At 64.4% G+C, this 12,846-nt stretch carries 11 protein-coding genes; 7 read left to right on the forward strand and 4 right to left on the reverse strand.

Annotated elements, in window-relative coordinates:
- Positions 1-3: 3 nt before the first annotated feature.
- Positions 4-237: a helix-hairpin-helix domain-containing protein gene (locus H0I86_RS26570; RefSeq protein WP_124309564.1), complete on the reverse strand. Its 234-nt coding sequence runs from the start codon at positions 235-237 to the stop codon at positions 4-6.
- 114 nt (positions 238-351) lie between these two features.
- On the opposite strand from H0I86_RS26570, the gene H0I86_RS26575 reads away from it, so the two are divergent.
- The 3 genes from H0I86_RS26575 (at position 352) to H0I86_RS26585 (ending at position 5,094) form a co-directional block, all read left to right on the forward strand.
- The gene (locus tag H0I86_RS26575) at positions 352-1,770 is read left to right on the forward strand and encodes a short-chain fatty acid transporter (RefSeq protein ID WP_180922768.1); all 1,419 of its coding nucleotides are present in this window, start codon (positions 352-354) and stop codon (positions 1,768-1,770) included.
- Positions 1,771-2,052: 282 nt separating this feature from the next.
- A complete protein-coding gene (locus H0I86_RS26580) occupies positions 2,053-3,753 on the forward strand; it encodes an acid phosphatase (protein WP_180922769.1) in 1,701 nt (566 codons plus the stop codon).
- A 141-nt stretch (positions 3,754-3,894) separates the two neighbouring features.
- Complete coding sequence (locus tag H0I86_RS26585) at positions 3,895-5,094, forward strand: hypothetical protein (RefSeq protein WP_180922770.1); 1,200 nt, start codon at positions 3,895-3,897, stop codon at positions 5,092-5,094.
- A gap of 109 nt (positions 5,095-5,203) precedes the next feature.
- Here H0I86_RS26585 and can read toward each other — a convergent pair whose 3' ends face one another.
- The gene (gene can, locus H0I86_RS26590) at positions 5,204-5,848 is read right to left on the reverse strand and encodes a carbonate dehydratase (protein ID WP_009050866.1); all 645 of its coding nucleotides are present in this window, start codon (positions 5,846-5,848) and stop codon (positions 5,204-5,206) included.
- Between the two features lie 150 nt (positions 5,849-5,998).
- Between can and H0I86_RS26595 the strand changes: the two genes are divergently transcribed.
- On the forward strand, positions 5,999-6,394 hold the full coding sequence (locus H0I86_RS26595) for a serine kinase/phosphatase (RefSeq protein WP_180922771.1): 396 nt from the start codon (positions 5,999-6,001) through the stop codon (positions 6,392-6,394).
- Between the two features lie 118 nt (positions 6,395-6,512).
- On the opposite strand, the gene rimI is transcribed toward H0I86_RS26595, so the two are convergent.
- Complete coding sequence (gene rimI, locus H0I86_RS26600; protein ID WP_007930137.1) at positions 6,513-6,965, reverse strand: ribosomal protein S18-alanine N-acetyltransferase; 453 nt, start codon at positions 6,963-6,965, stop codon at positions 6,513-6,515.
- Positions 6,958-7,743 (reverse strand): energy transducer TonB, encoded by a 786-nt coding sequence (locus tag H0I86_RS26605; RefSeq protein ID WP_180922772.1) that lies wholly within the window; start codon positions 7,741-7,743, stop codon positions 6,958-6,960. Before H0I86_RS26605 ends, rimI begins: the two co-directional genes overlap by 8 nt.
- Before the next feature lie 181 nt (positions 7,744-7,924).
- On the opposite strand from H0I86_RS26605, the gene mksB reads away from it, so the two are divergent.
- The 3 genes from mksB to mksF are packed head-to-tail and all read left to right on the forward strand — an operon-like array spanning position 7,925 to position 12,739.
- Positions 7,925-9,205, forward strand: coding sequence for an Mks condensin complex protein MksB (mksB, locus tag H0I86_RS26610; protein ID WP_036985445.1), 1,281 nt, complete (start codon positions 7,925-7,927; stop codon positions 9,203-9,205).
- Positions 9,195-9,899, forward strand: a complete 705-nt coding sequence (gene mksE / locus H0I86_RS26615) for an Mks condensin complex protein MksE (RefSeq protein ID WP_123572680.1) — start codon at positions 9,195-9,197, stop codon at positions 9,897-9,899. The genes mksB and mksE overlap by 11 nt, the downstream gene beginning before the upstream one ends.
- The gene (gene mksF / locus H0I86_RS26620; protein WP_180922773.1) at positions 9,896-12,739 is read left to right on the forward strand and encodes an Mks condensin complex protein MksF; all 2,844 of its coding nucleotides are present in this window, start codon (positions 9,896-9,898) and stop codon (positions 12,737-12,739) included. Before mksE ends, mksF begins: the two co-directional genes overlap by 4 nt.
- Positions 12,740-12,846 lie beyond the last annotated feature (107 nt).

Genomic DNA, 12,846 nt, shown 5'->3' on the forward strand with positions numbered 1-12,846 from the left:
GCTTCAGGCGCCCTTGGCCAGGGCGATCGCCGCCTGGATCGCCGCGCGGGCCTGGGGGCTGTTTTTCCAGCAGTTGGAACCGACCAGGGCCGAGGCCTGAGTGACGATATCCAGGGCATCGGCCCGGGCCAGCTGGGCGAGGGAATCGATGCCCAGTTGTTCGAGACGGGCGACCACGGTTTCGCCGACACCCTTGACCTTGAGCAGCGCCTGGCGTTCTTCGAGCGGGAATGGCATGTACTTCAATCCTTTGCAGTGGGTACCAATTGCCGCATTCTTGCACAGTTTTCGGTCGCCCCAGCCTGGGGCGACCGACCTCCTGACAATCATAAAAAGACTTGAGGTATCGACGTGTCCACAGACATTGAAGACAGCCGTTCCGCCCGTTTTGCCCTGCGCTGCTCGAACTGGGCCGAGCGCTGGTTCCCCGACTCCTGGGTGTTCGCCGCGCTGGCGGTCATCATCGTCGCCCTGGCCACCATGGCCATGGGCGCCAAGCCCACCGACACCGCCATGGCCTTCGGCGACGGCTTCTGGAGCCTGATCCCCTTCACCATGCAGATGGCCTTCGTGGTCATCGGCGGTTATGTGGTCGCCAGCTCGCCGCCGGCGGTGAAGCTGATCGACAAGCTGGCGCGCATCCCGAAGAACGGCCGCTCCGCCGTGGCCTGGGTGGCGCTGATCTCCATGGTCGCCTCCTTGCTCAACTGGGGCCTGTCCCTGGTGTTCGGCGGCTTGCTGGTGCGGGCCCTGGCCCGGCGTACCGAGCTGCGCATGGACTACCGCGCCGCCGGCGCCGCGGCCTACCTGGGCCTGGGCGCGGTCTGGGCCCTGGGCCTGTCGTCGTCCGCCGCACAACTGCAGGCCAACCCCGGCAGCCTGCCGCCGTCGATCCTGTCGATCACCGGGGTGATTCCGTTCACCCAGACCATCTTTCTCTGGCAATCCGGCGTGCTGCTGCTGGCCTTGATCGTGGTCTCGCTGGTCATCACCTACGCCACCGCGCCGGGCCCGAACTCGGCGCGCGACGCCAAGGCCTGCGGCATCGATCCGAACTTCAGCATGCCCAAGCCACAACCGCGCACCCGCCCCGGCGAGTGGCTGGAATACAGCCCGCTGCTGACCATTCTGCTGGCCTTGCTGGCGGCCGGCTGGCTCTATCACGAGTTCGCCACCAAGCCGGCGATCACCGCGATTTCCGGGCTCAACACCTATAACTTCCTGTTCCTGATGCTCGGCGCGCTGCTGCACTGGCGCCCGCGCAGCTTCCTCGAAGCGGTGGCCCGCGCCGTGCCGACCACCACCGGGGTGCTGATCCAGTTCCCGCTGTACGGCTCCATCGCGGCCTTGCTGACCGTGGTCAAGGGCGTCGACGGCCAGACCCTGGCCCACCACATCTCGACCTTCTTCGTGCAGATCGCCTCCCACGACACCTACGCGCTGCTGATGGGCATCTACTCGGCGGTGCTGGGCTTCTTCATTCCCTCGGGCGGCGGCAAGTGGATCATCGAGGCGCCCTATGTGATGCAGGTGGCCAATGACCTGCAATATCACCTGGGCTGGGCGGTGCAGATCTACAACGCCGCCGAGGCGCTGCCGAACCTGATCAACCCTTTCTACATGCTGCCGCTGCTGGGGGTGCTGGGGCTCAAGGCGCGGGACCTGATCGGTTTCTCCTTCGTCCAGTTGCTGGTGCATGCGCCGCTGGTGTTGGTGCTGCTGTGGGCGTTGGGCACCACCCTGAGCTATATGCCGCCCGTGGCGCCCTAATCTTTTGCGGGCGGCTCGCTCCCCGGCAGGAGCGAGCTGGCTCGCGCCAGGCCGCCAGGTCGCCAGGTCGCCAGGTCGCCAGGCCGAGGGTGCCCACCATGCCGTCATTGCGGGCAAACCTCGCTCCTACAGAAGCAGTCCTACACGCTTTCCAGCCTCCCCCTACCACCGTCTAAGCCCCGCCCCAGAGCCTTTTCTGTAGTCTTTCCGTCATATTCGGTTGCTACCGTGCAGCCGAAATACTTTGTTACGAATTGATCGAAAGGTAATCAGGGACCCGGCATGAGCGACGAACACTCGAAAGACCCAGAACACCCCCAGGCCATGGAGCCCCCCACCGACACCAGCCGCCGGCGTTTTCTCGGCGGCGTGGCGGTGCTGGGTGTCGGCGCGACGCTCAGCGCCTGTGGCCACAACGACCCGGCGCCGGGCAAACCGGTGGAACGCCCGCTGTCGCCCGCCGAGCTGGACCGGGCGCTGCGCGACAACGTGAAGAACGTGGTGGTGATCTATGCCGAGAACCGCAGCTTCAACAACCTGTTCGCCGACTTCCCGGTCCTGGAAAAGCCGCTCTCGGCCCTCAAGCCCGCCGACTATCAGCAGCGCGACCGTGACGGCAGCCTGTTGCAGGCCCTGCCGCCGGTCTGGGGTGGCGTCGCCCAGGTCGGGCCCCAGGCCCTGGATGGCGTGACCTACCCGGTCGGCACCCAGTACCAGGAACACCTGCCCAACGCGCCCTTCGCCCTCAAGGGCCCGGGTGGCGAAAACCTGCCCCTGGGCCTGGTCACCCGCGACCTGTGGCACGTGTTCTACCAGAACCAGATGCAGATCAACGGCGGCAAGAACGATGGTTTCGTCGCCTGGGCCGACTCCGGCGGCCTGCCCATGGGTCATTACGCCCAGAGCCGCTATGAGCTGCGCCTGTGGGATGTGGCCCGGGAATTCGTGCTGTGCGACAACTTCTTCCAGGGCACCTTCGGCGGCTCGTTTCTCAACCACCAGTACCTGATCAGCGCCGCCGTGCCGTTTTATCCGGATGCGGCCAATTCGGTGGCCAAGCCGCAGATCGCCACCCTGCAGAGCGACGATCCGCTCGACACCCGACTCAAGCCGCTGGAGCAATCCCCGGCCAGCGCCATGAGCGGTCCGCCACAATTCGGCCCGAGCCTGCTGACCCCGGATGGCTACGCGGTCAATACCATGGCCCCGCCATACTGGCCGACCTGGATCCGCGACCCGCAGCGCCCGGCCTATGCCAAGGCCGACCTGCCCAATGTGCTGGTGCCGCAGCGCCACGACACCATCGGCGACAAGCTCTCGCGCAAGGACATCGACTGGGCCTGGTACGCCGGCGCCTGGCAGGTCACGCTGGACGCCTACAAGGATTCGGCGGGGATTCCAAAAATCCCCAACTTCCAATACCACCACCAGCCGTTCAACTACTTCGCGCAGTTCGGTCCCGAGCAGCCGAACGAACGCAACCACCACCTGCGCGATGCGGGCCTGGGCGATGAGTCGAGCAGCAACCGCTTCCTCGCCGATGCCGAGGCCGGCAAGTTGCCGCCGGTGGCGTTCTACAAGCCCCAGGGCAACCTCAACATGCACGCCGGTTATGCCGATGTGGCCGCGGGCGACCGGCATATCGTGCGCGTCCTGAAGGTGCTGCGCGAAAGCCCGCAGTGGCAGAACATGGTGGTGATCGTCACGGTCGATGAAAACGGCGGCTGGTGGGACCACGTCGCCCCGCCCAAGGGCGACCGCTGGGGGCCGGGGACGCGCATCCCGGCGCTGGTGGTGTCGCCGTTCGCCCGCAAGGGCACGGTGGACCATACGGTGTACGACACCGCATCGATCCTGCGGCTGATCACCCGGGTGTTCCAACTAGAACCACTCGACGGCCTCAAGCAACGGGACGCGGCGATGATCGCCCGGGGGCAGGCGCCCATGGGCGACCTGAGCAATGCCCTGCACTTCCCGGCCTGAACCGGCGGCGGCCGCCGCCCGGGCGGCCGTTTGCGGGTGCAGAAATGAAGATTTATTCCACCTTTTTCCTTGTCACCCGCTACTGTTTCAGAGTGGAACTTACCTCGCCCAGACGAGGCCAACGCCGACAAGGAGCCAAGCATGAAACTCGCAGGATTGTCCCTTCCCCTCGCCGCCCTGACCCTGGGCGGCCTGACCCTAAGTAGCCTGACCCTGAGCACCGCAGCCCAGGCCAACGTCGATCTGAAGCTGGGCAACACCCAGCGCGTCACCCAACTCTTCGCCTACCCCAACAACTGCAACGTGATCTGCTTTCGCAACTGGACGCTGGAACAGACCGTCGAGCACTACCTGACCCAAAGCGTGAAGCGCGATGGCTACAGTACCGCCAAGGTCAGTGTGAAAACCGATAACAACGAGCTGTACGCCAACATCAGCGGTGTGCCGAAGGGTTATGGCAAGCCGCTGACCGCCCTGCTGGATGCCGGCGACCTGGCCTACAAGGGCGCCAGCAAACTCAACAGCGACGGCAAATGGACCTACAGCTGGTACCTGTTCCTGCCCCTGGGCATGGCCCTGGAAAACCGCAAGAGCGTCGAGCTGCTGCACTTCCCGCCGGACTATTCGCTGACTCAAGCCCAGGACTACCTGAAATCGGCCACCACCGACCGCTGGGCCACCCTGCTCACCACCAATGGCATTCCCGCCGAGCAGACACCGGGCTACCAGACCATCATCGACATTGCGCCGATCGCCGCCCCAGCCAGCGCCGGCAAGGACCTGGAAGGCGTCTACGGCTACTTCCAGGACTACCAGACCACCATGGTCAAGCAGGTCAGCCAGAACGCCAGCGGCGGCGCCCTGCCGATGGTGGCCTTCGGCGCGCCGGTGCGTAACTGGATCAAGCAACAGTACGGCGCCACCGTGAGTGTGCTGGGCCTGGCGCAGATCAGCCCGAGCGCCGGCCTGAAGGTGCCGGTGCTGGGCTCCAACCACCCGAGTTACATCTGGTACGCGGCGGACCCGGAGAACTACGACGGCGACGAGACCAAGGCCGATGCGGCCGGTTTGAAGGTGATGGGGCAGGACCTGAGCGCCGCCTGCTGGCAGGCCGGGATGGGCAGCAAGCCGGGCAGCGACCCGGCGGCGCAGCTCAAGAGCTGCACGCAGAACTGGCAGGTGACCAACAAGGAGCAGACCTGTGTGCTGTTCTACACCTCGATCCGTGAGCTGACGCCCGAACAGGCCCAGGCCAAGTGCGCCACCCCGCCGGTGCAGACCCAGTTGAAGCAGCTGAAGGCGCCAGCGCCGTCGATGAGTAACGAGGCGCCGCATATCTGACAGGCAGCGCCCGCGGCAATCGCTATCGATCCATCACGGACAAGCCCGCGTCTACAGGAAGGTACATCTCCTGTAGACGCGGGCTTGTTCACGCTCGGTGTTCAGGGCTTCAGAGCGCCCCGACCGGACGCAGGCGATACTGTGGCGGCAGCTGCTCGAAGCCACTGATGGTGGCGTTCAGGCTCTTCCAGCGACCGTCCTTGATGCCATAGATGCAACCGTGGATCGACAGGCTCTGCCCGCGATGCCAGGCGTTTTGCACGATGCTGGTGTGGCCGACGTTGGCCACTTGCTGGATCACGTTCAGCTCACAGAGGCGATCGACCCGTTCTTCCTCGGTGGCCAGTTGCCCCAGCACTTCGCGATGTTCGTAGTACAGGTCGCGAATCGAGCGCAGCCAGCCATCGATCAGGCCCAGCTGGCGATCCTGCATCGAGGCGCGCACGCCGCCACAGCCGTAGTGGCCGGTGACCAGGATGTGTTTGACCTTGAGCACGTCCACCGCGTACTGGATCACCGACAGGCAATTGAGGTCGGTGTGCAGCACCACGTTGGCCACGTTGCGGTGTACGAACAGATCCCCGGGAAGCATGCCAACGATCTCGTTGGCCGGTACACGGGCGTCCGAACAGCCGATCCACAGGTATTCCGGCGTCTGCTGGCGAGCCAGCTTGGAGAAGAAATCAGGATCTTCCTGCTTGATCGCTTCGGCCCAACGCTCGTTGTTATCAATCAGGTCTTGTAGTTCGTTCATGCTGTGAAACCTCAGGATTGATGCGTTGCTATGACAGACGACCGTCTATCGGGGTCACGCGCGTCTATGCAGATACCGCTTATCCACCCCTTTGAATCTTGCAGGGTCTGGTGGGTCCACTCTTTAAGCCCGAAAGTATGAGCAACCGTCATGACTGAATCACGACGTCCCTATGGTGCGCCTCAGCCCGAGCCCATCGACGACAACGAAGACCGCATGGGTTCCATGGAAGAGCTGGACTTCGATGAAGAAGAACCCGGCGCCAGGGTCGGCGACCCTGCTTCCGGCTCTGTGGAGCATCGTACTCCCCACAGGCACATCCATGGCTCCAGCCTGACCGGCAACGCCGAAGACGAACCCAACGACGATGAGCTGACCCCGGAAAACCTGATCCGCGAAGACGGCGCCCGCTCTGCCCATGAAGCCGGTGAAGACCAGCCGGCCGACTGGGACCTGAGCATTGTCGATGAAGACGATATCGGCGGCGGCAATGGCCTGGACGAAGCCGAACTGGCTCAGCGCGACCCGCTGGACGGTAAACGCTGATATCCACCTTCTGACTACTTACTGCTTGTAGGAGCGAGGCTTGCCCGCGATGACGGTGTTTCAGGCAAACCGCTATCGCGGGCAAGCTTCGCTCCTACGATAACGGCTCGATACTCCGTCAATCGACCAGGGTGCAGGCCATCACCAGCGCATCTTCGCGCCCGCCTGTCGCCGGATAGTAATCGCGGCGGCGGCCGACCTCGTTGAAACCGTAACGCTCGTACAGCCGATAGGCGGTCTGGTTGCTGGAACGCACTTCGAGGAAGCACTCGCGCGCGTCTTTCTGGTAGGCGCGCTTCATCAGCTCTTCCAGCAGGCGCAGGCCCAGGCCGCGGCCCTGGTTTTCCGGCTTGACGGTGATATTGAGCAGGTGGGCTTCGTCGATGATCACCTGGATCACCCCGTGGCCGACCTGCTGGCTGCCTTCGAACATCAGCCAGACTTCATAGGATTTCAGGGCATCGGTGAAAATACCGCGGGTCCAGGGATGGCTGAACGCCGCGTATTCGATTTTCAGGATGGCATCCAGATCCGCCTCGGTGGCCTGGCGGAACGATAAAGCGTCACTCATTGCTACTTTTCCAACGCGCCATCAGCCGACGCATGGCTTGCCAGACATCAGCCTTACGCTGTGGCTCTTCCATTAATAGTTCCAGCCCCGGCAGTGCCCAGGCCGAGCCCAGGCCTTCGACCTGGAGTTCACGGTTGTAGGCCTGCGCATCGGCCTCGCCCGCGAAACGCACCGCCGGCAGGCCGATCAGCCACAGGCAGACGCAAGGCTCTTCTTCGACCCGCGCCCCGACAAAAGCCTGGACGAAATCCCGCGCAGCGTCCGGTCCCTGGTCGAGATTGCCGCGGGTCAGCATCGGCCAGCGCACCGGCTCGGCGAGAATCTGCGGGCTGTCCGGCAGGCCGGCAGCGCGCAGCATGTCCTTGAGCAGCAAGTAGGCCGGATCGCGACTCTGGAAGGCTTCGCCTGTGGGTAACTCCACCAGCAGCAGGCAACGACCGGCCCGCAGCAATTGCAGGGCGAAACGCGGTGGCGGCGCGGGTGGGGCCTTGACTGGCGCCGGGGCCTCTTCGGCATCGATCACGGGTTTGCTGACCGGACGAACGGCAGCGCTGCCGGGACGCGGCACTTCGATTTTCGGTCGTTCGGCAGGCTTGGCCACAGGCTCGGCAACCGTTTTGGCCACAGGTGCAGGGGCTGCCGGGGCCTCGACCACGGGCTCGGCAATCACCAGCAACTCGGGACGGGACGGCGCCGCAAAGGGCAATTCGGTACGCGGCAGCCAGCTGACCACCTGCATGGCGGACAGATAAGCGCGACGGCGGGACTCGATAAGCAAAGGTCGGCCACTTGTGGATAACTGAAGTGGGGGGGATTCTACCGCCCTTCGCCGAAGATCGCCCGCAGTTGATTCGTCACAAAAACGCCCGTCCAGCCCATGACAAGACCGAGGGGTGAATCGTCAGCCTTCCGATGCAGTACAATCGCCGCTTTTCATTGCCAACCAGCCGGCCATTCCGATGATCGAACCCAAGCGCGTGTTGCGCGCCCTCGCCGAACACTGGGCACTCCTGGAGCCACTGTGCGAGCACTTCGACCAAGGCACCCTGAGCCTCGCCGAACTGCGTTCACAGCTGGCCGCACAGCAAATTGACAGTACGCCACAGGACATTACCAGCCTGCTGGACGTGTGGATCCGCCTGGATATCCTGGTTCCGGTGGCGAAAAGCCCGAACCGTTTCGAGCTCAACGCGCAGATCCACGACTTCCTCGCCTACCTGCGGCGCGAGCACCGCCTGGGCCTGTGCCTGGAAATCGAAGCCTACCTGCGTCACCTCGAGCGCCTGGCCGGTTATATCCAGGACGCCTTCGATATCCGCGACGGCCATGACCTGGCCCGCCAGCTGCGCCTGCTGGACATGCGCGTGCGCGATGTCCTGAAAAAGCTCGCCAACGACGAACAGGCCCTGGTGGCCGTCGCCGAGCGGGCCAAGACCAGCGACCGGCAGATTCCCCTGCGCCAGCGGTATGCCGAGGTACTGGCCACCTGGGACGAATACGTCGAGCCGATGATCCAGCTGGTGAACGCCGACGGCGCCTTCGAGCAAGGCGTGCGCAAGGTCGAGAATGTCCTGCTGCGCATGCTCACCGAACAGCAGCGCCTGGGCCAGCTGGTGGACGACGACATGCTGCTGCGCACCCACGCGCGGATCCTGGAAATGCAGACCAGCGCCCAGCTGACCCTGCGCCACGCCCGGGAACTGCTGCTGCCGCTGCGTGAAGAAGCCCGCCGGCACAACGCCGTGACCCGTGGCGCGGCCCTGGCCCTGTCGGCCATCCGCCGCAAGGGCATCGACGCCGTGCCGCAAGCGGCCATGCCGCTGTTCACCCGTCCGCAAAGCACCTTCCTCGGCAGCTCCGGCCAGGTCGAGGCCTATGTCTACGCCCTGGCCAGCTTCGAGCCGAAGCCGACGCGCTTCCCCAAGGCGCACAAGAGCCACAAGGGCGGCGATGCGCCACGGGCGCCGCGCACGGTCCGCGAGATGCTCGACCGCTGCGAGGACGCGCTGCCGATGCCAGACCTGATGACCTGGCTGCTGGAACAGGAGCCGGACGGCGCCACCGACGAGCTGCTGTACTGGTTCTCCCGCCTGTCGCGGGAAAAACGCTTCAAGCGCGAGCGTCTGGAACGCCGCGACTACCACACCCACGAGCACCAGGTCAGCCTGCGCTCCTTCGCCCTGCTCTCGGCCCGCGATGATGCAGCCGAGAATTCTGCGAGCACTCCACATGCATCTTGATCTTTCCGAACTGTCCCAGCTGGCGCCGATCTTTCGCGAGCTGTTCAAGGGCTATCACATCAGCCGCCGCGACCCGGAGCTGTACTCCCAACTGTCGAACTTCCAGGACCAGTACCGCACCCTGTTCAAGGCCCTGGGCTTCGAACTGGTGTGCGACACCCGTGGCTTCTACTACTTCGTGCCGGAGAACGCCGCCGCCCAGGTGAACAAGACCGCCCAGCGCCTGGCCCTGTTCACCTTCATCCTGGTGGAACACCTGGCCGACCAGGGCCGCGACCCGGTCGCCGTGCTCGACGGCGGCAGCCTCGGCCGCGACGAGTTGCCGTCGCTGCTGGAGAAGTACCGCGACCTGTTCATCCAGGCCGAAGTACAGACCCATGAAGAACTGGAAGAAAAAATCATGCGGCGCATGACCCAACTGGGTTTTGCCGGCGAGGAGCCGGGTATCTACCGCTTCCTGCCGCCGATGCACCGCTTCCTCGACGTTTGCCTGTCTGTGCAGCAGGACCGTGACCTGGCCGCCAGCCTGCACAGCGTGCTGCCGTTGCCGACGCCGGTACTGATCGACGAAGACAGCGACGAAAAACTGCTGCAGACCGACGACCCGCTGGACCTCAGCGAATTCGTCGAATCGGAAAGTGAAGAGGACGCACTGGCCCGCGCCATTGCCGAAGAACAGGAGCTCGACGCATGAGCAAGGAACGCTACGGCATCCGCCGCTTTGCCCTTTTGAACACCGCCGGCTACAGCCTGGGCCTGTTCCCGCTGGAAGAGCCGCTGTCGGTCTACGGCGCGAACAACCTGGGTAAGTCGGCTTCGATCAACGCCCTGCAATTCCCGATCCTGGCGCGCATGTCGGACATGAGCTTCGGCAAGTACAGCCTGGAACAATCGCGGCGTTTCTACTTCGCCACCGATACCAGCTACATCCTGGTGGAAGTGTCCCTGCCCCATGGCCCGCACGTGATCGGCGTGGCCGGGCGTGGGCCGGGCGGCAGTTTCGGTCACCAGTTCTTCGCCTATGCCGGCTCGCTGGACCTGGCGCATTACCAGAAGGACGACACCTGCCTGCGACTGAAAGAGCTGTTCACCAACCTTGAGCGCCAGGGCCTGAAGGCTTATGAACTCAAGCCGGATGAACTGCGTCGCCTGCTGGTGGGCGGGCATACCTCGATTCCGCTGGACCTGACCCTGATCCCGCTGCGCTCCACCAGCGAACAGAGCCTGAAAACCTTCCGCGCGCTGTTCATCAACCTGCTGCACATGCGCGAAATCACCGCGGCCAAGCTCAAGCAGCTGTTCCTCGATGCCTTCGAGCACAGCCTGCGCTCCGGCAGCGTCGACTACATCGCCGCCTGCGAAGAAGCCTTCCGCGACGTGCGCCGCATGGAGCAGGACTACAACTCGCTGGTGGCCGCGGGGCCCTTGGTGGAAGCCCTGGGCAACGGCGTGAAGCAGCGCGACATCCTGCGCGGCAAACTGCATCGCCTGTCGCCGCTGCTCGATTCGCTGCTGGGCACCTGGTCCGACTACGCCAGTGCGCGCAAGGAAGAGCTGACCATCCAGGCCGAGCACTACCGCAACGAACAGGACGCGCTGCAGAACGACCAGCGCAGCAGCACCCAGGAAATGATGCGCCTGGAGCGGGAAATCACCGGTACCCAGCGCTGGCTCGGCGAGCTGTCGGTGCTCAAGCACCGCTTCGCCCTGGTGGACGACGTCAAGGTCCTGGAGCAGCAACTGCTGGCGGCCAAGGATGCCCACGACGAGCTGGCCGGCGCCCTGGCCCAGTCCCGGCAGTTCTCCGCCGAGGACCTGGAAGAGCGCCTGCGCGACCTGGAAAAACGCCTGAAGTCGGTCAAGCAGCAGCTCGATAACGCCGATAACAACAGCTATGCGCGCCTGCGCGAGGAGTTCTCCCAACAGGATGTCGAGCGCCTGATGCGCCTGTTCAACAGCCAACTGTTCAGCCTGCCGCTGGGCGAACACGGCATCGCCCTGGACGAGAAAGGCGACTGGGTCAAATCCGTGGAGCTGATCCTCGATGGCTTCAAGGGCGAGCGCTTCGAAGTGCCGGGCCTGTCCATCGACATTTCCCACATCGAACCACCGGCCTTGCAGGCCCTGGCGGACCGCGCGGCGCTGCGCGACCAGAAAGAGCGCCTGGACAAAGAACTCAAGCAGCTGAAAACCCAGGCCGCGGTGGCCGCCGACCGCGCCGCGAGCAAGACCCAGACCGAGGCGCTGTACCAGCAGGTGCTGGATGCACAGAAAGCCCTGGAAGACTTCCGCCGCACCCAGACCCTGAGCGCCGAAGAAGGCGAGAAGCTGGAACAGCTGGCGCAGATGGAAGCCGCCCAGGACGAACTCAAGCGCTCCAGCGACGCCTTCACCGAACGCGTCCAGCAGCTGTCGGCCAAGCTGCAACTGGTAGGCCGGCAGATTAGCGACATGGAAGCCAAGCAACGCACCCTCGACGACGCCCTGCGCCGTCGTCAGCTGTTGCCCGCGGACCTGCCGTTCGGCACGCCGTTCATGGAGCCGGTGGACGATTCCATGGACAACCTGCTGCCCCTGCTCAACGACTACCAGGACAGCTGGCAGGGCCTGCAGCGGGTCGATGGCCAGATCGAGGCGCTGTATGCCCAGGTGCGCCTCAAGGGCGTGGCCAAGTTCGACAGCGAAGACGACATGGAGCGCCGCCTGCAACTGCTGATCAACGCCTATGCGCACCGCACCGACGAGGCCCTGACCCTGGGCAAGGCGCGTCGCGCGGCCGTCACCGACATCGCCCGGACCCTGCGCAACATCCGCAGCGACTACGACAGCCTCGAGCACCAGCTGGCGCTGTTCAACCGCGAGATCAACAAACGCCAGGTGTCGAACCTGCAGAGCTTCCGTATCGTCCTCGCGCCGAACAAGGAAGCCCTCAAGCACATCGACCAGATCATCCACAGCGCCGGCCAGTACGAGGAAGGCGAGACCCTGTCGGTGTTCGACCTGAGCCAGAGCGCCGAGCAGGACAACAAGAACGAAGAGGCCAAGGAATACCTGGCGCGCCTGGTAGCGGCCAACCACAACCAATTGGGCCTCAAGGACCTGTTCGAGCTGGCGTTCGAGATCACCAAGGTCAATGGCCAGCCGGTGATCCACACCGATATCGATGGCGCGGCGTCCAACGGCACCACCATGACCATCAAGGCGCTGACCAACATGTACCTGTTGCTGCACTTGATGGATCGCGACCAGGCCGGGCGCATTCGCCTGCCGTACTACCTCGACGAGGCCGCGGACATCGACGAGAAGAACCAGGCAGCGCTGCTGGAAACCAGCCTGCAACTGGGCTTTGTGCCGATCCTGGCCAGTGTGAAGCCGCAGGTGTCGGCCCAGGTCGCCATCGACCTGGAAGGCGGCAGCGGCCCGAACGGTATCTACATCGACGAGGCGGACTGGAAGTACATCCGCCGTCACGATCAGGTCAGGGCCACCCTGAACGTCGAGCCGGAAGCCGAGGCGGAGCTGGACGAGGTGTAACCCGCCCGAAGCCATAAAACAAAAAGGCCGTGATCTTTCGATCACGGCCTTTTTGCTTCTGTAGGAGCGAGCGGACGGCGATCCGGCTTGCCCGCGATAGCGGTGCA

Source organism: Pseudomonas chlororaphis subsp. aurantiaca (assembly GCF_013466605.1).
GTDB lineage: Bacteria > Pseudomonadota > Gammaproteobacteria > Pseudomonadales > Pseudomonadaceae > Aquipseudomonas > Aquipseudomonas chlororaphis_I.